Source organism: Chryseobacterium sp. Bi04, from assembly GCF_918698085.1.
Lineage (GTDB): Bacteria > Bacteroidota > Bacteroidia > Flavobacteriales > Weeksellaceae > Chryseobacterium.
The window spans coordinates 64,053-84,849 of record NZ_CAKKLP010000017.1; the positions used below are offsets into that span (position 1 = coordinate 64,053).

The following is a 20,797-nucleotide window of genomic DNA, read 5'->3' on the forward strand; positions in this document are numbered from 1 at the left end:
GATGAATAAAACTATAGATATAGGTCAATATGTAGAAACTGCAATCAATTGGCTCACAGAAAATGGAAAACCTGTATTTGATGTCATAAAACATATAGGAAACGCCTCTATTATGGGGATTGAATGGGTGCTGGTAAACACACCTTTTTATGTTATCATTCTCTTTTTTACGCTACTGGCATTGTGGAAAGCCGGAAAAGGCATCGCTGTGGTGACCGCAGCAGGGTTGAGTTTAATATTTTTAATGGGATTATGGAAAGAAACCATGGAAACCCTTGCCCTAATTTTTGTAGCTACCCTTACTGCACTTATCATTTCTATTCCCTTAGGAATTTGGGCTGCCAAAAGCAAAATAGCAGCAAAAATCATTCGCCCTTTACTGGATTTAATGCAAACAATGCCTGCATTTGTATATCTGATTCCTGCTGTATTATTTTTCAGTATCGGTAAAGTACCCGGTGCTTTTGCAACGATCATTTTTGCAATGCCACCAGCGGTACGGTTAACGACATTGGGAATTGAAGCTGTTCCGAAAGATATTGTAGAAGCAGCGAGGGCTTTTGGTGCTACCAACCGCCAGATCCTATTTAAAGTAGAACTTCCTTTAGCTATGAAAACTATTTTAACAGGAATTAATCAAACGATACTATTATCCTTATCCATGGTTGTTATTGCAGGAATGATTGCTGCAGGCGGTTTAGGTGAAAAAGTATTGGAAGGAATTAATAATCTGGACATCGGATTAGGATTTGAAAGTGGATTATCAGTTGTGATTTTAGCTATTATCCTCGACCGGATTACTCAAGGATTTGTAAAGAAAAAACAATAAGATGAAAAGTTTAAAATATCTATTTTTCCCAATTTTCATGGGAATATGCTCTGTATTAAATTCATGTGAAAATATAAAAAACTCTAAGTATATAACCATCGGAATGGTAGATGGCTGGGCCGAAGATGTTGCCATGACGCATGTTGCCAAAGCTATTTTGGATCAGCAGGGATATCATGTAATTATTCAAAAAGCGTCTACAGATATGATTCTGGCTTCGATGAATAATGAAGATACAGATATTTTCATGGGGGTTTGGCTGCCTTATACGCACGCTAAAAAAGTGGCTAAATTTCCGGGATTAATAAATATGGGAACAAATTATGACAGCGGCCGTATAGGATTGGTAGTTCCGGAATACATTCCCGTTACCTCCATTGAAGAACTTAATCAGCATAAGGATCAGTTCAATCACAGGATCATTGGAATTGAGAAAGGAGCAGGATTGACATCCGGAACAGATCAGGCTATTATTGATTATAAACTGGATTATAAACAAATCAACTCCTCTACTATTGCCATGATCACTGAATTACAGAATGCCATACAACGCAAACAATGGATTGTTGTTGCAGGATGGCAGCCTCACTGGATGTTTGGAAAAATGAAACTTAAGTTTCTTAATGATCCGAAAAAGACATTTGGCGAAGCAGAGCAGATTAAAACATATGCCAGAAAAAGCTTTGGTAAAGATCATCCGGAGTTGGCAAAATTCTTTTCTAAACTCCATTTTGATGATGAAAATATGGCTGATCTTCTAATCAAAATGGAACACAGTAAAAATAAAGAAGCTACTGCCATAAAATGGGTGGAAGAGCATCCTGAACTGGTAAAATTATGGTTAGATAAAAATTAACGAAACGCTGCAATTAAGCATCATTTAAATCCTCAACTCTTCACCGGGTCTGAGGATTTTTTGATCAATTTATAATTCAGAAGCATTCATGGATTCTTTGATCTTCTCCCGATGAAGTATTCCCCAATTAACCAATGTTTCCGTCACCGGGAATACTGATTTTCCGTATTCGGTAACAGCATAGATTACAGTAATGGGTTTTGTATCCTGAATCGTTCTGGTGATCAGAAGGTTAGTCTCCAGTTCTTTCAGTTCTTTACTCAGCATCTTGGCGGAGATTCCTTCAATACCCCGTTCCAGCTTTTTAAAATGAATTTTCTGATCAGGTCTGTTGGTCAGATATCGCAGGATCATCAGTTTCCATTTTCCGCCTAATACATCCAGGCTATCACGCATCGCGAACAATTCTTCCGTGCAGCTCGCTTCTCTTTCTATTCCGTTTTCAATGATTTTTGCCATAATAGTTTCATAAAGGTAACTAGTTACCATTTGTTAACTAGTAGCAAATATAAACTATTCCCTCTTTACATTTGTGTATCATATTAACAGTATGAAATCGCAATGATTTCTCAAACGCAACCAATCGTGAGGACGATACGATTGCATATGCCCTTTGAAAAAAAATAAATATCAACATATGAAAGCAGTTATTTTAAATAAGAATTTTCAGTTAGAGGATGGAATGGTAGAAAAGCCACCTGTAAAGAATAATGAAGTTTTAATCCAGATCAAAGCAAGTGGATTCAACCCCATCGATTATCAGATGCTGGAAAACGAACTTGAGAGAAAACTGATCAGTTCCCCGATCTTAGGAAGAGAATTATCCGGAATTATAGTAGACAAAGGTCCCGAAGCTACACAATTTAATATCGGTGACGAAGTCTATTGTGGTAGTGGTTCTATGGGAAGCAATGGTACTTATGCTGAATATATAGTTGTCCCTGAATCCATTGTTTCTTTTAAACCAAAGAATATTTCGTTTGAACAAGCGGCTTCCATTCCTTCAGTAGGACTTACTTCTTTGCAGGTCTTTAACCGGTTGAAACTAAGTCCAGAAAATACAGTTCTTATAACGGGTGCAACCGGAGGCGTTGGTTCATTTTTGATTAAACTTTTATTAGCCCATAATATCCGGAAGATCACAGCAACGGTTGGCAGTGAGGCAAACAGACAAATCCTGCTTAATATGGGGCTAAAAGATCATCAAATCATCAATTATAGACAAGAAACCCTTATTGAAAACATTTTAAAAGCCAATAATAATCAGCCATTTGAGTTTGGGATTGATCTGGTAGGAAATTACATGTCAGAAGTGACGGCAGAAGTTTTAAAGATCAACGGAACTTATGTAGATGTAACAGCTTTAGTCACTAAAGACGCTCATGAAATTCTTTTCAACAAAGGAAGTCTGATTATGAATATCTCCAATTACACGTATGGAATGGTCAAAAAATATGAGTATTACAAAAACAGTTTACTTGAAATAAAAAAGCTCATCGAAACCGGAACTATTACGCCGCCTCAGCATAAGATAATAGGAAATCTTTCTTTGGAAACTGTTCTGCAGGCACATTCTATTTTAAAAAACAATCAGGCCCAGGGTCATAAACTCATTATGAAACATTAATCAATGAACAAAATACCAAGAAGAATCGTAACAGGAATTCAAGACGGAAAATCTGTTATTCTCGAAGATCAGCCGGTAGCAAATGTGGTAGAACATTTCCCGGGGCTTATTATTTCTGATGTATGGAATACACAACAAGCACCGGCAAGCTTAAACTTTGAAGCCCAAATTCCTAATACCGGATTTCCGCAAACGCCAAAAAATGGTACTTATTTTAGATATGTAGTGGTACCTCCGGATAAAGATTTAGGAGTTGAGCTTAAAGACAATGAGCCTCATCCGATGATGCATCAGACCCCTACACTGGATTATATCATTATTCTTTCCGGCGAGCTCTATCTGATCATGGAAGAAGGCGAAACTCTTCTCAAGCCCGGAGACATCGTGATTCAAAGAGGAACGAATCACGCGTGGAGCAACCGGTCTGATGAACCTTGCATTCAGCTGGCTGTGTTGATCGATGCTGAATGAGAGAATTAAAAGATTTAATTATTTCAAAATTTAAAGAATGGAATAGTTCTCACAAATTTTAAAAATGTATTAAATAAAAAAATCTGGGGAATCTGTAGTCTGTGAGAAATAAGAACAAGATTCTGTAGGTAAATTGGACAAACGCAAAGACGCAAAGAAAAAATAAATAATATGTTATTTTAAGACGCAAGAAAATCGAAGATTTGCTGCAAGGATTATATCCTCATAAATAAGTATAATGGTAATCAACAGCATTCAATTTTATCACAGATAAAATCCTTGCGTCTTATCACGTAAAGTATGTAAAAACCTTTTGCGTCTTTGCGTTGCCAACAATTATTTGAATGAGGTTTATGTTATAATATGTTGGAAAAACGCAAAGGCGCAAAGATGTTTCATTATAAATAGCTTTTAAGACGCAAGAAAATCAAAGATTTCCAGCAAGGATTATATTCCTCATAAATAAGTATAATGATAATCAACAGCACTCAATTTTATCACAGATAAAATCCTTGCGTCTTATAGCATAAAGTATGTAAAAACCTTTTGCGTCTTTGCGTTGCCAACAATTATTTGAATGAGGTTTTTGTTATAATGTGTTGGAAAGACGCAAAGATGTTTCATTATAAATAGCTTTTAAGACGCAAGAAAATCAAAGATTTCCAGCAAGGATTATATTCCTCATAAATAAGTATAATGGTAATCAACAGCACTCAATTTTATCACAGATAAAATCCTTGCGTCTTATAGCATAAAGTATGTAAAAACCCTTTTTGCGTCTTTGTGTTTTCCAACCAAAAACAGCATCTTACAAAGCAGAAACTTCCAACAGTTTTTGTTTCATTTTTTCAGCAGTAAACTGTCCCTCATGATAATAGATCAGCTTCTGGTCTTTATCCAGGATGATCCACAGCGGATATACAGGTTGGTTTTTATTTTTTGACAATGCCAGAGCCAACTCATGGATTCCGGAATTCCCATTCTGTAGATACTCAAATTCCTGATTCTGGAAATGAATTTTTTCCTTCGTTTTCTCTGCCTCAAAATTGATAAAATAAAAGTGCTCATTCATCATCGTAACCAGGTCTTTATCTTTACTTAAACGGAAAGATTCAATTTTACAAATGGCACACCAGTCTGTATAAAGATGGATGACAGTAGGCTTAGCTTCTACTTTTCGCAAAGCTTCTACTTCAGAAAAAGTGCCTGTCTTCATCTGCGACAGATAAAAACAGGGCACTAACATTAAAAATAAAGCTAATTTTTTCATTTCAAAGTATATTTTACACCCAAAAACCCTCTGATACGCTGCATGGGAGCATACCCATACGCCGTATCAAAAGTATAATGATTGGGGTTGCTGATGGGATCATCAACATGATTGTCAAATGGGTCAAACGGTCTCATCAAAGGATCTTTGGGCGTAAAATTGAATAAGTTTTTTACTCCGCAATACACTTCAAAGCCGGATGTAAAGCTCTTTGAAACCTGAATATTGGCCAAAGAATAGAATGGTGAATATTCCGGACGGAAATCATTAAGTAATACAGGAAGTCTCATCGGCCCATAAAACTGCCCGGTAAAATCTACCGTAATATTACTTGAAAATTTATACGTCAGGTTATAGGTTCCGCTCCATTTTGGGGCATGTAATTGTTGTGTTTTTTGATTTTCATTATCAAATTTCTGATATACATCAAGATAAGTTACTCCTAAGTTGACACTTAAAGGAAAGCTGAAGCTAAAATCTACATTCAGTGAAGCCCCTCTCGAAATTCCATATCCGTGAAGATTATCATAAATAATTTTATTAGGATCAGCATCAAAATCACCTACGATTTTATTACTGAAATAGGTATAAAATGCAGAAGCATCAAGATTCACCATACGGGTACCCACGGGAATTTTCCAGATATAGTTCAGGTTTCCATTAACCGACCTTTCAGGTTTAAGGTCAGACTTTACGACTACTTCACGGGAACCCGTTAAAGCTGCATGATCTTCGGTAAACAAATTCACGACCCTGAACCCCGTTCCAAAGTTGAAACGCAAAGTATGATAAGGATTCGGTGAAAACTTCCACGCTAATCTTGGGGAATGCACCGAATGATGTACTTTATCATAATCATACCGGTAGCCCAACAGCAAGGTGTTTTTGTCATTGATCTCCCACTGGTCCTGAATAAATGCTCCCCAGATCGGAGATTTCATCGGTGCGTTGGTTATCCCGTCTGCTTTCAGAGTTCCCGGTGTATTGTCATCATAAAATGTTCTTTTAAAAGTAAGTCCGGCTGTGATATCATGTTTTCCAAAACTTCTGTCCCAATACGTTTGTACAAAAGCCACTTTTTGAAGCGCATTAAAAGGATTAGCTCCATAAAAAGAATTCTGGTCATGATAATTGTAAGAAAACTGAGTCACAATATGCTCTTTTACAGGCCATTCATACAAACCGAAAACCTCGGCTCTGTTGGTATATATACTTTCCCCATACACTTTATCACTTCCGCGGTAAGATTTATTCCATTGCATTTCTCCTCCGAAACGGTCTTCATATAGGTATCTCATGGCAAAGCTCGCCTGGCGGTTTTCTTTTCTTTTAAAATTCCATTTGTTAAAAACAGAAATCCGGCTCTGTAAGGTGGCATCGGTGAAATTATCTTTGTTCTGATCTATTTTTTCCTGAAAACTGAAATAATTTAAACTTAATAATGACGCAGCATTTTTCCCTACACTAAACTTGGTAGAGAGGTCCAGATTGTTCTCACTCCATGTTGTGGTCATCAGATCTACGCTCAATTTTGGGGCAGTCAATGCGTTTTTGGTAATAATATTGATTACTCCTCCCATTGCTTCAGAACCATAAATAGAAGAAGCCGGCCCCTTTACCACCTCTATCCTATCCACCAGGCTGTTCGGAATTCCACTCAATCCATATACCGTAGAAAGCGAACTTACAATAGGCATTCCGTCAATCAGAATCATGGTATAAGGACCTTCCAGCCCATTGATATGAATGTCACCTGTATTACAAACGGAACAGTTCAGCTGAGGTTTTACTCCGTTTACCATAGCGATGGCTTCGAAAATACTTGGAGTGGGATTCTTCTGAAAAAATTTTTGGCTGTAGATCTCTACTGCCACAGGGCTTTTGGACCTGCTCATCGGTTTTATGGTTCCGGTAACCACTACATCTTCAATACTGCTGGTTTTAATTTCTCTTCTGGAAATTCCGGTTGAATCTATATTTTTATTTTGATGTAAACTTAAACTATCTGTCTCCTGAGAGAAACAATAGGATGATAAAAAAGTAATAGAAAATAATATTCGTTTCATGAAATTAAAATTGTTAGACAAATCTAACAATTATTTTTGAGAAACAAAACTTCAAACTTAATATTTTGGTTTGAGTCAATTCATGAAAAATGATTAAATTTGAGAAACTACATATAAAAGTAAAATGAGATATCATTTATCGGGAAACATCCCACCAAAAAGACATACCATCTTTAAGTCTCCGGAAGATAAATTTTACTATGAACAGCTTTTCGGAACAGAAGGCTTTCACGGTATCTCTTCTCTGCTCTATCACATCCATCGCCCTACCCAGATAAAATCAATTGGGGAGCCTAAGGATGTGACACCGAAAATTGCGGTAGAAAAAAATATTACGCCCAGAATGTTCAAGGGAATGAATGTAACTCCTGAAGATGATTTTATGGACAGCCGAAAAATCCTTTTGATGAATAATGATCTGAAAATGGGATTGGCAAAACCAAGAAAATCAATGGACTATTTCTACAAAAATGCCGAATGTGATGAGCTTTTATTCGTTCATGAAGGAGCCGGTATCTTAAAAACCTTTGTAGGAGATCTTGAATTCGGGACCGGTGATTATCTTATTATTCCGAGAGGAACCATTTATCAGGTGGAGTTACAGTCTGAAAATACAGTATTTTTTGTCCTGGAAAGCCATTCTCCTATTTATACTCCCAAAAGATACAGAAATGAATTCGGACAGCTTTTGGAACACTCGCCATTCTGCGAAAGAGACATGATTGCTCCTGTTTTCAAAGAGCCTAAAGATAAAAAAGGAGAGTTTTTAATTAAAGTAAAAAAAGAAAACCAGATTACAGACTTCATTTATGCAACACACCCATTTGATGTCGTAGGCTGGGACGGATATTTCTATCCTTATAAATTCAATATCAAAAACTTTGAACCGATTACGGGAAGAATTCACCAGCCCCCACCGGTACACCAGAACTTTGAAGCCCATAACTTTGTAGTATGCTCATTCTGTGCCAGAATGTATGATTACCATCCACTGGCTATTCCGGCTCCTTACAATCACTCCAATATTGATTCTGATGAAGTCTTATTCTACACAGAAGGAGACTTTATGAGCCGTAACCACATTGACCTGATGGATTTCACTCTTCATCCGGGTGGAATTGTACATGGACCTCATCCAGGTGCTATGGAAAGAAGTATCGGTAAAAAATTTACTGAAGAATATGCCGTAATGGTAGATCCTTTCCGTCCTTTGAAGATTACAGAAGAAGCTTTAAAGGTTGAAGATCCGTCCTATAAAACATCATGGCTGGAATAATTGAAACGATTGTAATGCTTTAGTCTCAACCACAAAAAAATTAAGCCCTAAGTTTTACAAAGTGAATATAATTTCACAAAGAAGGGCACTTAAGTTTTTGAAAATCGAAAATTTCCTTCTAAGATGTACTTTAGACAACATTATTATTAACTTCCTTAAGTAGACTAAAACGTTTAAACATAAAGCTTTTGTGAATTTTTGTTTAAAAATTCTGACAGATCTATCCAATCGTAAAAGCCTAAACAATTTCATAGAAAAAGTATTGCTGAATACATATAAAAGACCCTTTAAAGTGCTTTATTTAAAGGGTCTTTTTCGTAAATTTGTAGGAGATGGTTACCATTTATAATCACCATTATTTTTCATAACACATTCTAAGTAATGGTGGTTACCACAAAATCAAGATTACATGTTAGAAAGAATCAGATTAGAAAGTCTACACCAAAAAGTGACAACAGCTGAAAATGCTGTAAAAATGATTAAAGACGGTATGGTCATAGGATCTAGCGGATTTACAAAAGCGGGTGACAGCAAAGCAATTTTGCCGGCATTAGCTGAAAGAGGAAAAACAGAAGACATTAAGGTCACTTTAATGACCGGAGCTTCATTAGGGCATGGTACCGACGGTAAATTGGCAGAGGCTAATGTTCTAAAGAAAAGGATGCCCTTCCAGGTAGATCCTATTTTAAGAAATAAAATTAATAATGGAGAAATTCTATTTATTGATCAGCATTTAAGTGAAAGTGCCGAACTGCTTCACACTAAAAACCTACAGACTATTGATCTGGCGGTGATTGAAGCAGCCTATATTGAAAGAGACGGAAGCATTGTCCCTACCACTTCTGTAGGAAACTCAGTCACTTTTGCAGCTTTGGCTAAAAAAGTCATCATCGAGATCAATACCGAAGTTCCTGAAGAAGTGTATGGTATTCACGATATCTACCAGGCTGAAGACTATCCTTACAGAAATGTTATTCCCATTGTCGCTCCTTGGAACAAAATAGGAAGAAAAAGTATTCCCATCGATCCTGATAAAATTGAGGCTATTGTTTTTACCCACCTTAAAGACAGCCCTGCAGATATAGCAGAACCCGATGAAAAAACGACCGCTATTGCAAAACATCTCCTGGGCTTCTTTGAAAATGAAGTTCTTTTAGGACGTCTTACCGATAGGCTACTTCCTCTTCAGGCCGGGATTGGTAAAGTGGCCAATGCCGTTCTTACAGGATTTAAGGACAGTAATTTTTATGACCTTACTATGTTTTCTGAAGTGCTTCAGGACAGTACCTTTGATCTCATAGATTCCGGTAAGCTAAGTTTTGCTTCCGCATCTTCCATTACTGTTTCTAAAGAATGCTATGAAAGAGTACTGGGAAACCTTTCAAAATACCGGGAAAAATTTGTTTTAAGACCCCAGAATATTTCCAATACCCCAGGATTGATCAGAAGATTGGGAGTAATTGCCATCAATACTGCAATAGAATTTGATATCTACGGAAATGTAAATTCCACCCATATCGGTGGGACAAAAATCATGAACGGAATCGGAGGTTCCGGAGATTTTGCAAGAAACGCTTACTTAAGTATTTTTGTAACCCAGGCTGCTTCCAAAGGAAACAATATTTCCCATGTACTTCCTATGGTTTCTCACACCGATCATACAGAGCATGATGTTGATATTTTGGTGACCGACATCGGACTGGCTGATTTAAGAGGCCTGGCTCCCAGAGAAAGGGCTCAAAAAATAATTGACAACTGTGTGCATCCAGATTATAAGGAAGAGCTGCAGTCCTACTTTCACAGAGCCTGTGAAAGAGGTGGCCATACTCCTCATGTACTTGAAGAAGCTTTCAGCTGGCATTTGCGATTTTCTGAAACAGGAAGTATGAAACAGAAAACCGAAGTCCCTATTTTAAATTAAAAATTAAGTATACCCTCACAAAGGACCGAATGTATTGCGTTCGGTCCTTTGTTTTTTATTTGAATTCCTTATATTCAGCATGATAAAAATCTCCTAATATGCATAGAATATTTAGAATAAGTAAAGCTGATAAAGCTTATCTTTGAAAGAAGACAGGTGTTTTATGAGATAAAAAATTAATATCAAAAAAAGTAAAATATGCATAATTACATAAGCGCTGAAGAAGCAATATATACTATCAAAAGTGGAAACCGGGTATTTTTCCATGGCAGTGCATGTACTCCTAACTACCTTATTGATGAGCTGGCAAGACAATCTCACCGGTTGGAAAATGTGGAAATGGTTTCTATTACCCAACAGGGAAATGTAGAAATTGCAAAACCGGAATATAAAGACAGTTTCTTTGTCAATTCTTTATTTGTTTCCACGCCGGTTCGTGATGCTGTCAATTCAGACAGAGGAGATTTTGTTCCCGTATTTCTCAGCGAAATTCCTATTTTATTCAGAAAAAACATACTGCCCTTAGATGTGGCTTTAATAACCGTTTCACCTCCTGACAGACATGGTTTCTGTACGCTGGGAACTTCTGTAGATATTGCAAGATCGGCCGTGGATACGGCAAAAATAATCGTTGCTATCGTTAATCCAAAAATGCCCAGAACCCACGGTGACGGAATGATCCACATCAGCAGGATTCACAAGCTGGTATGGCATGAAGAAGAACTTCCCACAGTAGATTATGGTTCCAAAGTAGGTCCTGAAGAAATGCTTGTAGGTAAAAATGTGGCCGAGCTTATTGAAGACAGGTCTACCCTTCAGATGGGTATAGGAACAATTCCCGATGCTGTTTTAAAGTGTCTGGGTAATCACAAAGATCTGGGAATTCATACCGAAATGCTCAGCGACGGAGTCATTGATCTTATTCAGAATGATGTAATTAACAACAAATATAAAGGCTATAACGATAATAAAACCATTACCAGCTTCTGCTTTGGAACCAGAAAATTATATGATTATGTGGACGACAACACGGTGTTTGCATTCCGGGATGTAAGTGAAGTTAATTTCCCCATTAACATTATGAAAAATAAAAAAATGGTAGCCATTAACTCAGCTATTGAGATTGACCTTACCGGCCAGGTATGTGCCGACTCCATAGGCACCATGCAATACAGCGGTATTGGAGGACAAATGGACTTTATGAGAGGTGCGGCATTGGGGGAAGATGGAAAACCAATCATTGCCATCACTTCAAGAACCCGAAAAGGAGTTTCCAGAATTGTCCCTTATCTTAAACAGGGAGCTGGTGTAGTAACTACCAGGGGACATATTCATTATGTAGTGACCGAATACGGAACAGCTTATCTGTATGGCAAGAACCTTCGTCAGAGGGCGCAAGAGCTTATTAGTATTGCTCACCCTGATGACAGGGAAATGCTGGAAAGAGCCGCTTTCGAAAGATTTAAACATTAATAATCAAATAAATAAAATTTTTAATGTACTTTTATTTAGAATCTAAAAAAATATTTTCATGCCAAGACAAGTTAATCATAAGAAAAACATTAACTTTTTGGCAGTATTTTTGATAAAATCATTCTAAAACAAGGAAATTGAAAACGATATATAATTCGATACGAGAAGAAGTTGAAAAGCATTCGAAGGTAAGGAATTCTGTTTTGGGGAATGTGAATGAATGGAAAAGAAGCCATTATATTATCCTATCCGAAATTATCAAAGAAGAATTATCTGAATCAGAAGAACTGAAAGGAGGAAAAAAATTCGAAATAGGAACCACTATTTCACACGTTACATTACAGCGTTTTTTTGAAAACGACTATCAGGATAAAACCCATAGCGATCTTAGATTTTTAAAAACGCTGGATAAGATATGTATCTTTCTGGGGTATAAGGATCTTAATGATTATATCCTATCTCTAAGACATAAAACACAGGAGAATAAAGAAGCTGATGATCACTCATTTCTGACGCAAATGGTTTATGATTATTGTTCCACAGCTTTTGAATTCTGTAAACATTTTCCTAATCATAACACTGGACTTTTCAAAGATTTGGTATTTGATGATTCTCCATTTTTAGAAAGAGTTTCACAGTTCAGTAAAGAATTGTGTGAAAAAGATTTTCAGCTGGTCACAAAAAACAACCGTTCCAATTATGAAGTTTTTGACATTCATGTTGTTACAGATGAACCCGATAAAAAAATACTGGAATCTCAGGAATTCTGGAATCTTTTATTCAAAGTAGGAGAAACGGGCGAAGAGCATTTTGTCAATCAGCTGAGCACTCAGATTTACTTTATCAGAAAAGTGGATGACACCTGGAAGATCTGGGATAATTATAATCCTGATGCCGGAAGCTTAAACAGGAAAATAGAAGACCTATAAAAAAATAAGAAAGCCGCAGAAGATTTTCTGCGGCTTTCATGTTCGAAAATATTTTTTTTCACTTGTCTTTTGTATTACAAATGTAGGAGGTCCGTTCCTAAACCAAGAAACTTAAATATACTTAAATGAACTCTTCTTTAATTTTATGTTAAATAAACACCCGGATTTCTGTTTATTATTTTCCCTATGTCCAAGATTTTTGTAATTTGCATACCAATAAAATAAAAGTAAAAAGAAAATATGTCAACACTAACATTTGCCGAAAAAATTGCTCAAGCAGAGAATTTCTTACCAATTAACGGTACGGATTATATTGAGTTTTATGTAGGAAATGCAAAACAGGCTGCCCATTATTATAAAACCGCTTTTGGTTTTCAGTCTGTAGCTTATGCAGGACCTGAAACAGGAGTAAGAGACCGTGCTTCTTATGTTCTTCAACAGGGAAAAATAAGATTGGTTTTAACTACCGGGCTTAAGTCTGATTCTCCAATCAGTGAACACGTAAAAAAACATGGTGACGGAGTGAAAATTTTGGCACTTTGGGTAGATGATGCTTATGCAGCTTTTGAAGAAACTACAAAAAGAGGCGGAAAACCTTATTTAGAGCCTGTAACAATGACTGACGAACATGGTGAAGTAAGAATGTCCGGAATCTATACTTACGGAGAAACGATTCACATGTTTATTGAAAGAAAAAACTATAAAGGAGCTTTCATGCCAGGATATGAAAAGTGGGAAAGCAGCTACAACCCTGAAGAAGCCGGGTTATTGTATGTAGACCACTGTGTAGGAAATGTAGACTGGAACAGAATGATTCCTACTGTAGAATGGTACGAAAAAGTAATGGGATTTGTGAATATCCTTTCCTTTGATGACAAACAAATCAACACAGAATATTCGGCTTTGATGTCTAAAGTAATGTCTAACGGAAACGGGTTTGCAAAATTCCCTATCAATGAGCCTGCAGAAGGTAAAAAGAAATCTCAGGTAGAAGAATACCTTGATTTCTATGAAGGAGAAGGTGTACAGCACATTGCTGTTGCTACAAAAGATATTATCCACACAGTAACAGAATTAAAAAAACGTGGCGTAGAGTTCCTTTCCGCTCCTCCTGAAGCTTATTATGATATGGTTCCTGAAAGAGTGGGTCATATTGATGAAGATCTTAAAAAATTACAGAGTTTAGGTATACTTATTGATCATGATGAAGAAGGGTACTTACTTCAGATTTTCACTAAACCTGTAGAAGACCGCCCTACCCTATTCTTTGAAATCATTGAAAGGCACGGTGCACAGAGTTTTGGTGCCGGAAATTTCAAAGCGTTATTCGAAGCACTGGAAAGAGAACAGGACAGAAGAGGAAATCTTTAATTTTACAATATATACTAAGTTTTGTCAGGATGTCAAAGTCTTGACAAAACTTTTTTATAAAAACACACAGCATATGAAAAAATTTTTAATAGGAATTCTATTTCTTGGAACATTAGGCTTAAAAGCTCAGTATGGAACTTTGGATGCAATTCTTACCAAACTTGAAGAAAGAAAAGGCATCAATCAGAATCTCGACAATGTAAATATTGACAATAAAAAGTTTGTTTTCATTAAAGATGAGACAGACCATACAGAAAGAGATTTTATTATTATCAAAGGAAATGATGCCACTTATGTAGAAGTTTTTGATGATAAAGCTACCGGAGAAAGCAGTTCCAATGTTTTTACAGGTGACATCATCAGAAAGAAAAACATTATTTCTTTAAGAGCCGATAAGCTTGAAGATAAAAAAATTCCGTTACCGGTAACTAAAACCCTGATGCTCACTAAGCAGAAGGATATTCTTTATCTCATTGATGTCAATACCAGAGACCGGTGGATTGATGAAGAATCCTACTCGAAGAAGGCAAAATAAATCCTGAGACAGCAGTTTCCCAGGATAGTATTTTAATCTAACTTAAATCTAAACTTATGAAATCATTTGTAGACTATTCCTCAAATTCGGATTTTTCTATACATAATATCCCTTTCGGAGTCGCAGTTTTTAATAAAGAATACATCGGATGCTGTACAAGGATCGGAGATCAGGTTATTGATCTGGCAACCTTATATGATCTTGGGTATTTTGAAGATATTGAAGGATTGGACGACAATGTTTTTGAAGCATACACCATCAACGAATTTATTGAACTGGGCAAACCGGTGACCAATGCTGTTCGTACAAAAATCCAAACCTTATTACAGGAAGGTTCTGCTCTTTCAAAAGACCAGAAAACCATTGAAGAAGCATTTTATGATCTTGACAAAGTGAAAATGATGATGCCACTGCACATTCCGAACTATACGGATTTCTACAGCAGCATTGAACATGCTACCAATGTAGGAAAAATGTTCCGTGATCCCGCCAATGCTTTATTGCCAAACTGGAAACACTTACCGGTAGGTTATCATGGAAGAGCCTCTTCTATCGTAATTTCCGGAACGGATATTAACCGCCCTAAAGGTCAGATGAAGCCTGCAGATGTGGAAAAGCCTGTTTTTGGCCCTTGTAAACAATTGGATTTTGAACTGGAAATGGCCTTCATCATCAACAAAAATACAGAGATGGGAGAAAGCATTTCTACAAAAGACGCTGAAGATGCTATTTTTGGAATGGTAGTTTTCAACGACTGGTCTGCAAGAGACATCCAGTCTTGGGAGTATGTGCCGCTAGGGCCTTTCCTTGCTAAAAACTTCGGTTCATCTATTTCACCATGGGTAGTTACCCTTGAAGCGCTAGAACCATTCAGAACAGCTTCTCCTACACAAGATCCTGAGGTCTTAGACTATTTAAAATTTGAAGGAGACAAAAACTACGATATTAATCTTGAAGTCTATATCCAGCCTGAAAATGGGGAGCAAAACCTGATCAGTGAAAGCAATTACAAGCACATGTACTGGAATATGACACAACAGCTGGCTCACCACACCGTAAACGGATGCAACGTGGAGGTAGGTGATCTGTATGCCAGTGGTACCATCTCAGGGAGCGATCCAAAATCTTTCGGTTCTATGCTCGAATTGACATGGAGAGGGCAAAATCCTTTATCATTAAGCAACGGTGAAGAAAGAAAATTCATTGAAGACAATGATACCGTTACCATGAAAGCATGGGCTGAGAAAGATGGTATAAGAGTAGGCTTTGGTGAAGTTTCTGGTAAAATTATCCCAACGCTTTAAATTTTTAACCACAAAAGTCACAAAAGAATTTATGGTTACACAATCATATTTAACAGATCTGACTTATAAGATAAACGGCGCCTGCATAGAAGTTCACAAAATTCTAGGCGCCGGTTTACTGGAAAGTGTATATCATAAGTGCCTGGAGGAAGAGTTCAGGTTAAGAAATATTAATTTCAAATCTGAACTGAAAGTTCCTGTACACTATAAAGGAAAAGAAATTAATTGTGATTTCTTTTGTGATTTTCTAATTGAAGATTTAATTGTGGTAGAATTAAAGTCAGTCGTAAAATTAAACGAAATTCATCGAGCTCAACTTCTAAACTATATCAACTTAATGAAGAAACCCAAAGGCATTCTGATCAATTTTAATGTAAAAAACATCTATCATGAAGGACAGGAAACTTTTGTGAATCAATATTATGATATGCTTTTTTAAACTTTAAAAATTAAAGCTATTTTACTTAAAACTTTTGTGTCTTTTGTGGTTAAATAAAAATATGAAAACAGTAATACCCTCTGAAATAACCTCCGTACAGCTGCAAACCATCATGCAGACTGCTGTGTCACCGCGCCCGATTGCATTAGCTTCTACGGTAGATAAAAACGGTACGGTCAATTTATCACCATTCAGCTTTTTCAATATGTTCAGTACTGTTCCTCCGATCTTGATTTTCTCACCATCGAGGAGAGTGCGTGATAACACGACTAAACATACTCTGGAAAATGTTCTTGAAGTTCAGGAAGTGGTGATTGGAACGGTAAACTTTCCAATTGTTCAGCAGATTTCTTTAGCTTCTACAGAATATGAAACGGGAGTCAATGAGTTTATAAAATCAGGGCTCACTATGAGAGATGCTGATTTGGTAAAGCCTAAGTTGATTGAAGAATGTCCGGTTAATTTTGAATGCAAGGTTTTAGAAGTAAAATCTTTGGGTGATCAGGGAGGAGCTGGAAATCTTGTGATATGCGAAGTTCAGAAGATTCATATCAGAGAAGAGTACCTGAACGAAGCCGGAAATCTGGATCAGAAAAAACTCGATATGGTAGCCCGCCTGGGAGGCAACTGGTATTCCCGAAGCAATGAAAACAGTCTTTTTGAAGTACCAAAACCTCTTGTCACAAAGGGTATCGGCTTTGATCAGCTGCCTGAGCCTGTTAAATACAGTAAGGTTTTCACAGGAAATGACCTTGGAATGCTTGCCAATGTAGAAATATTGCCCGCAGGAGACTTTCATGCAGATGAAAATATTCATGAGGAAGCACAGAAGCTATTATTGAAAAGTAAGGTGGAAGAAGCCTGGATATTACTAACGATAAAATAAAGAAAGCCTGAGATTTCAGGCTTTTTTATTTAGAGAAAAGAAGATTCTTCTTCTCTTTATTTTGCTTTCAATGTTTCTGAAACCGTTATTTTTCCTTTTTCGGCAAAATCGCTTACTTTTCCGTTTTTATCAATCGCCACATTCAGGTTATCATTTTTTGCATCATAATAGATGGAGGTAGAATATCCCGGACAGTCATGTTGCTTACAACCGTTCAGTTTATAGATTCCGTTCTCTGAAACAATAGGGCTTTCCACATTAAAGAATTTTACCATTTCATCGTATTGAGGTCCTACAACTTTTTTCAATCTTTCGGTCAGGTTTTTGTCTTCAAATAATTTAATATCATGTGGATATTTACCAACATTTTTAGTAATAATATTGTCCGTAGGAGTAGTAGCCTGTGAAGGTGCAGCTACTGAGTCTGTCTTTGGAACTCCTGTAGAATCTTTAGGCATTACGGTCGCTAAAGTATCTCTGCTTACTGAAGATTCTGTTTTAGTTTCTTTTTTACAAGAAACAGCTGCTGTCAATAATGATAAGGCGAAGGCGCCTGCAATAAGTTTTTTCATAATTAATTTATATGGTGGTTAGTATCATAACGGGATTTATGATATATTATTTATGATATTGAGCGTATTACATTTTTTCTTTTATAAATTCAATACATTTTTCCACTGCAGTATTCAGATCTTTTGGCAAGCCATTCTCTGTCCAGGGTTCTTTAGCTCCGAAGGTATGATTGGCGTTTTCCATAAGAAACAGTTCAGAATTCGGATGGAGCAGGTGAAGATGCTCTGCCTGTTTTACCTCTATGGCTTCATCCTGAGTGCCATGAATAATCAACATATGAACTTTAGCCATTTCTGTGGCTCTTTCCACATCAAAACGAAGTACATTTTGCTCAAAATCTTCATAAAACTGGTAATAATGAGGCATTTCCTGCTTTGTACGTCCATTCAATGCATAATAAACTCCTTGTTGCTTCCAGCTCTCTAATGCTTCACCGTTAGGAAAACGTTCCAGGGTATCTACACTGGCCAGGGTAATAAGTCCATTGATCCTTTCATCTTCAAATGTTTTAATAATAGAAATTCCGCCTCCTCTGCTGTGTCCAATCAGAATTATTTTCTGAGCATCCACCTGGGGCTCTTTGATAAAATGATCAATTACCACACCAAGATCGGAAAGTTCCTTGGAGTAATTATTATTTCCAAATGCCTCCAGATCGGCAAAATTATGAGGATCCTCAACTGTTGTTCCATTGTGAGAAAAGTTGAATTTCACAAAGAAAAAGCCAGCTTTAGCAAACTTTTCAGCCATTAGATCCCATGCTCCCCAATCCTTATAGCCTTTATAGCCATGAACAAATATCACTAACGGAAGTTTCTTTTCGGCATTTATGTAAAAAGCATCCGCAAGAAAACTTCTTGTTTCAGTATTTTCCAAATGTATATTCTTTTTGATAGTAAGATCCATACAGTAAGACAATTAATTTTAATCGAAATTATGAAAAAAACTATTAAAAAATAACCTTATTTTTGCGGCATGCAGAATTTAAGAACGGTAACCGTCACGCGTTACATTCTGCCACTAAGAGAGGGAGGTTCACTACCTGCTCTGGCAGAAGCTGATGATGATTTCAAATATGTTTTAAAATTCCGGGGCGCAGGCCATGGAGTTAAGATGCTGATTTCTGAATTGTTGGGAGGCAAAATTACGGAAGCTTTAGGGCTCAAAATTCCTGAACTCGTTTTTGTAAATCTTGATGCAGACTTTGGCAGAACAGAAGCTGATGAAGAGATCCAGGATCTGCTCAAATTTTCTGAAGGCCTAAATCTGGGACTGCATTATCTTTCAGGATCTATTACCTATGATCCGGGAGTATCTGTAGACCCTCTTCTGGCTTCAAAAATTGTTTGGCTGGATGCTTTTATTACCAATATTGACCGTACTTTTAAAAATACCAACATGCTGATGTGGAATAAAGAACTCTGGATAATTGACAACGGAGCCTCATTCTATTTCCACCATTCATGGCAGAATTTCGATACAGCAGCAAAAACACCATTCAAATATGTGAAAGACCATGTATTGCTTCCGAAAGCAAAAAAACTGGATGAAGCTGACCAGTTTGCCCACAGCATATTAAATGACGCCCTTTTCAGAGAAATTGTCAACGCAATCCCTGAAGACTGGTTACATTGGAATGACGCTGATGAAACACCCGATGAAATCCGTGAGATCTATTTTCAGTTTATGAAAACCAGATTAGAAAATTCTCAAATCTTTGTAAACGAAGCCAAAAATGCAAGAGGATAAAATATATGAATATGCGGTAATACGCTTAGTACCGAAAGTTGAAAGAGAGGAATTTTTCAATATTGGGCTCGTCATGTTTTCAAAAAAAGAAAAATTTATCCGCGTAGCATTCCATTTGTGCCCTGATAAGTTTAAGCTGATGCACAGTAAACTGGATTATGAGGATATCATTCAGAACCTGGAAAGCTTTCAGAAAATTGCTGAAGGAAATAAAGAAGGAGGTCCTATTGCTCTGCTTGACATCCCCGAACGCTTTCGCTGGCTAACGGCTGTACGAAGTGCTGTTGTTCAAACTTCAAGACCTCATCCCGGAAAATCAAAAGATCTGGATACTACTTTTGGTAAACTTTTTGAGGAGTTAGTAAAATAACACTTCTTCAAAAAAGTTTACTATGAAATTAACGAATAACATATCAATTTACAGGTTTTTTACGAACCTGTTTTTTGTTTTGCTTTTAAGTTCTTCTCCTTTAATTTTTTCACAGTCATTTTCACAAGCCCCAACCAAGGCTGCACGGATAAAAAGCACCCTACTTCCTGAAATAGCCACAGTTTCCGAGAATATAGTTTACAAAACCGGTAAAAAGGGAACACCTGTGACTTTGGACCTTTATACTCCAAAGAATGCATCTATTGATAAGCTTCCGGTATTAATCTACGTTCACGGAGGTGGATGGATTGAAGGTGATAAAGTTGTCTATACTGACAATTATCTGGAAAATACGATTGTAAAACTGATGGCAAAGCAATATGCTGTTATCAGTATCAATTATACACTGCTGAATGAAAGCACTCATTTTCCTCTTCCACTGGATGACACCAAAGATGCCATAAGATGGGTAAGAAAGAATGCAGAAGAATATAATTTTGACCCCCATAATATTGGCCTATTTGGCGCTTCAGCGGGAGCACACCTTTCTCTTCTCGCTGCTTATACTCCGGATAATACTTTTTTAGGAAGCCCGGATCTTTCATCCTATTCAGCCAAGGTAAATTATGTTGTAGATCATTATGGTCCTGCTGATCTGAACAAACTTTTTCATACCAGGCTGGGAGTTATTCCGGTTTCCATGATTGGAAGGATTTCAAAAAAAATTGTCATCCTATGTTTGTAAAATATTAATTTTAGGAATGAATAAGGAAAAGAGAGTAAAGAATAAGGTTACAATTTGTCATTAGTCTTCAAGACCGTTCGGAATGTTAATCCCTTTACTCTTTTTAC

The 20,797-nt window shown here is 36.8% G+C and carries 21 protein-coding genes; 16 read left to right on the forward strand and 5 right to left on the reverse strand.

From position 1 onward, the window contains the following. Position 1 precedes the first annotated feature (1 nt). Complete coding sequence (locus LQV47_RS20375; RefSeq protein ID WP_230040965.1) at positions 2-829, forward strand: proline/glycine betaine ABC transporter permease; 828 nt, start codon at positions 2-4, stop codon at positions 827-829. A 1-nt stretch (position 830) separates the two neighbouring features. Beyond that, positions 831-1,685: a glycine betaine ABC transporter substrate-binding protein gene (locus LQV47_RS20380; protein WP_230040966.1), complete on the forward strand. Its 855-nt coding sequence runs from the start codon at positions 831-833 to the stop codon at positions 1,683-1,685. 69 nt (positions 1,686-1,754) lie between these two features. On the opposite strand, the gene LQV47_RS20385 is transcribed toward LQV47_RS20380, so the two are convergent. After that, the gene (locus tag LQV47_RS20385; protein WP_230040967.1) at positions 1,755-2,144 is read right to left on the reverse strand and encodes a helix-turn-helix domain-containing protein; all 390 of its coding nucleotides are present in this window, start codon (positions 2,142-2,144) and stop codon (positions 1,755-1,757) included. A gap of 178 nt (positions 2,145-2,322) precedes the next feature. Between LQV47_RS20385 and LQV47_RS20390 the strand changes: the two genes are divergently transcribed. Further along, positions 2,323-3,312, forward strand: a complete 990-nt coding sequence (locus tag LQV47_RS20390) for an NADP-dependent oxidoreductase (RefSeq protein WP_230040968.1) — start codon at positions 2,323-2,325, stop codon at positions 3,310-3,312. Between the two features lie 3 nt (positions 3,313-3,315). Further along, positions 3,316-3,783: a cupin domain-containing protein gene (locus LQV47_RS20395; RefSeq protein WP_230040969.1), complete on the forward strand. Its 468-nt coding sequence runs from the start codon at positions 3,316-3,318 to the stop codon at positions 3,781-3,783. Positions 3,784-4,591: 808 nt separating this feature from the next. On the opposite strand, the gene LQV47_RS20400 is transcribed toward LQV47_RS20395, so the two are convergent. Both LQV47_RS20400 and LQV47_RS20405 read right to left on the reverse strand, forming a co-directional pair. Then, positions 4,592-5,053, reverse strand: coding sequence for a redoxin domain-containing protein (locus LQV47_RS20400; protein WP_230040970.1), 462 nt, complete (start codon positions 5,051-5,053; stop codon positions 4,592-4,594). Beyond that, the gene (locus tag LQV47_RS20405; RefSeq protein WP_230040971.1) at positions 5,050-7,119 is read right to left on the reverse strand and encodes a TonB-dependent receptor; all 2,070 of its coding nucleotides are present in this window, start codon (positions 7,117-7,119) and stop codon (positions 5,050-5,052) included. Before LQV47_RS20405 ends, LQV47_RS20400 begins: the two co-directional genes overlap by 4 nt. Before the next feature lie 124 nt (positions 7,120-7,243). On the opposite strand from LQV47_RS20405, the gene LQV47_RS20410 reads away from it, so the two are divergent. The 9 genes from LQV47_RS20410 to LQV47_RS20450 all read left to right on the forward strand — a co-directional run bounded on the left by LQV47_RS20410 (position 7,244) and on the right by LQV47_RS20450 (position 17,253). Beyond that, positions 7,244-8,395: a homogentisate 1,2-dioxygenase gene (locus LQV47_RS20410; protein WP_230040972.1), complete on the forward strand. Its 1,152-nt coding sequence runs from the start codon at positions 7,244-7,246 to the stop codon at positions 8,393-8,395. 409 nt (positions 8,396-8,804) lie between these two features. Then, positions 8,805-10,316: a succinate CoA transferase gene (locus LQV47_RS20415; RefSeq protein ID WP_230040973.1), complete on the forward strand. Its 1,512-nt coding sequence runs from the start codon at positions 8,805-8,807 to the stop codon at positions 10,314-10,316. A 198-nt stretch (positions 10,317-10,514) separates the two neighbouring features. Then, positions 10,515-11,789, forward strand: a complete 1,275-nt coding sequence (locus LQV47_RS20420) for an acetyl-CoA hydrolase/transferase C-terminal domain-containing protein (RefSeq protein ID WP_230040974.1) — start codon at positions 10,515-10,517, stop codon at positions 11,787-11,789. Positions 11,790-11,926: 137 nt separating this feature from the next. Further along, a complete protein-coding gene (locus tag LQV47_RS20425) occupies positions 11,927-12,718 on the forward strand; it encodes a hypothetical protein (RefSeq protein WP_230040975.1) in 792 nt (263 codons plus the stop codon). A gap of 240 nt (positions 12,719-12,958) precedes the next feature. Next, a complete protein-coding gene (gene hppD / locus LQV47_RS20430; RefSeq protein WP_230040976.1) occupies positions 12,959-14,089 on the forward strand; it encodes a 4-hydroxyphenylpyruvate dioxygenase in 1,131 nt (376 codons plus the stop codon). 73 nt (positions 14,090-14,162) lie between these two features. Continuing rightward, positions 14,163-14,624, forward strand: a complete 462-nt coding sequence (locus tag LQV47_RS20435) for a hypothetical protein (RefSeq protein WP_230040977.1) — start codon at positions 14,163-14,165, stop codon at positions 14,622-14,624. Between the two features lie 56 nt (positions 14,625-14,680). Further along, the gene (gene fahA / locus LQV47_RS20440; protein WP_230040978.1) at positions 14,681-15,928 is read left to right on the forward strand and encodes a fumarylacetoacetase; all 1,248 of its coding nucleotides are present in this window, start codon (positions 14,681-14,683) and stop codon (positions 15,926-15,928) included. A 31-nt stretch (positions 15,929-15,959) separates the two neighbouring features. Continuing rightward, positions 15,960-16,367: a GxxExxY protein gene (locus tag LQV47_RS20445; protein ID WP_230040979.1), complete on the forward strand. Its 408-nt coding sequence runs from the start codon at positions 15,960-15,962 to the stop codon at positions 16,365-16,367. A gap of 61 nt (positions 16,368-16,428) precedes the next feature. Beyond that, positions 16,429-17,253 (forward strand): flavin reductase family protein, encoded by an 825-nt coding sequence (locus LQV47_RS20450; protein ID WP_230040980.1) that lies wholly within the window; start codon positions 16,429-16,431, stop codon positions 17,251-17,253. Between the two features lie 56 nt (positions 17,254-17,309). Here the strand turns inward: LQV47_RS20450 and LQV47_RS20455 are convergent, their stop codons facing one another. Next, on the reverse strand, positions 17,310-17,825 hold the full coding sequence (locus tag LQV47_RS20455) for a hypothetical protein (RefSeq protein ID WP_230040981.1): 516 nt from the start codon (positions 17,823-17,825) through the stop codon (positions 17,310-17,312). Between the two features lie 67 nt (positions 17,826-17,892). Continuing rightward, the gene (locus LQV47_RS20460) at positions 17,893-18,702 is read right to left on the reverse strand and encodes an alpha/beta fold hydrolase (protein ID WP_354961355.1); all 810 of its coding nucleotides are present in this window, start codon (positions 18,700-18,702) and stop codon (positions 17,893-17,895) included. Between the two features lie 99 nt (positions 18,703-18,801). On the opposite strand from LQV47_RS20460, the gene LQV47_RS20465 reads away from it, so the two are divergent. From LQV47_RS20465 to LQV47_RS20475, 3 genes are read left to right on the forward strand one after another with little or no spacing between them, the layout of a single operon-like run. Further along, positions 18,802-19,575, forward strand: coding sequence for a HipA family kinase (locus LQV47_RS20465; protein WP_230040983.1), 774 nt, complete (start codon positions 18,802-18,804; stop codon positions 19,573-19,575). Continuing rightward, entirely contained in the window at positions 19,562-19,945 is a 384-nt protein-coding gene (locus tag LQV47_RS20470) for a DUF3037 domain-containing protein (RefSeq protein WP_230040984.1), read from the forward strand. The genes LQV47_RS20465 and LQV47_RS20470 overlap by 14 nt, the downstream gene beginning before the upstream one ends. 22 nt (positions 19,946-19,967) lie before the next feature. Then, positions 19,968-20,690, forward strand: coding sequence for an alpha/beta hydrolase (locus LQV47_RS20475; protein WP_230040985.1), 723 nt, complete (start codon positions 19,968-19,970; stop codon positions 20,688-20,690). Positions 20,691-20,797 lie beyond the last annotated feature (107 nt).

Bases quoted from the DNA above. Each gene is read 5' to 3' on its own strand.
- LQV47_RS20375 (WP_230040965.1), top strand. From the start codon at position 2: ATGAATAAAACTATAGATATAGGTCAATATGTAGAAACTGCAATCAAT.
- LQV47_RS20380 (WP_230040966.1), top strand. From the start codon at position 831: ATGAAAAGTTTAAAATATCTATTTTTCCCAATTTTCATGGGAATATGC.
- LQV47_RS20385 (WP_230040967.1), bottom strand. From the start codon at position 2,144: ATGGCAAAAATCATTGAAAACGGAATAGAAAGAGAAGCGAGCTGCACG.
- LQV47_RS20390 (WP_230040968.1), top strand. From the start codon at position 2,323: ATGAAAGCAGTTATTTTAAATAAGAATTTTCAGTTAGAGGATGGAATG.
- LQV47_RS20395 (WP_230040969.1), top strand. From the start codon at position 3,316: ATGAACAAAATACCAAGAAGAATCGTAACAGGAATTCAAGACGGAAAA.
- LQV47_RS20400 (WP_230040970.1), bottom strand. From the start codon at position 5,053: ATGAAAAAATTAGCTTTATTTTTAATGTTAGTGCCCTGTTTTTATCTG.
- LQV47_RS20405 (WP_230040971.1), bottom strand. From the start codon at position 7,119: ATGAAACGAATATTATTTTCTATTACTTTTTTATCATCCTATTGTTTC.
- LQV47_RS20410 (WP_230040972.1), top strand. From the start codon at position 7,244: ATGAGATATCATTTATCGGGAAACATCCCACCAAAAAGACATACCATC.
- LQV47_RS20415 (WP_230040973.1), top strand. From the start codon at position 8,805: ATGTTAGAAAGAATCAGATTAGAAAGTCTACACCAAAAAGTGACAACA.
- LQV47_RS20420 (WP_230040974.1), top strand. From the start codon at position 10,515: ATGCATAATTACATAAGCGCTGAAGAAGCAATATATACTATCAAAAGT.
- hppD (WP_230040976.1), top strand. From the start codon at position 12,959: ATGTCAACACTAACATTTGCCGAAAAAATTGCTCAAGCAGAGAATTTC.
- LQV47_RS20435 (WP_230040977.1), top strand. From the start codon at position 14,163: ATGAAAAAATTTTTAATAGGAATTCTATTTCTTGGAACATTAGGCTTA.
- fahA (WP_230040978.1), top strand. From the start codon at position 14,681: ATGAAATCATTTGTAGACTATTCCTCAAATTCGGATTTTTCTATACAT.
- LQV47_RS20445 (WP_230040979.1), top strand. From the start codon at position 15,960: ATGGTTACACAATCATATTTAACAGATCTGACTTATAAGATAAACGGC.
- LQV47_RS20450 (WP_230040980.1), top strand. From the start codon at position 16,429: ATGAAAACAGTAATACCCTCTGAAATAACCTCCGTACAGCTGCAAACC.
- LQV47_RS20455 (WP_230040981.1), bottom strand. From the start codon at position 17,825: ATGAAAAAACTTATTGCAGGCGCCTTCGCCTTATCATTATTGACAGCA.
- LQV47_RS20465 (WP_230040983.1), top strand. From the start codon at position 18,802: ATGCAGAATTTAAGAACGGTAACCGTCACGCGTTACATTCTGCCACTA.
- LQV47_RS20470 (WP_230040984.1), top strand. From the start codon at position 19,562: ATGCAAGAGGATAAAATATATGAATATGCGGTAATACGCTTAGTACCG.
- LQV47_RS20475 (WP_230040985.1), top strand. From the start codon at position 19,968: ATGAAATTAACGAATAACATATCAATTTACAGGTTTTTTACGAACCTG.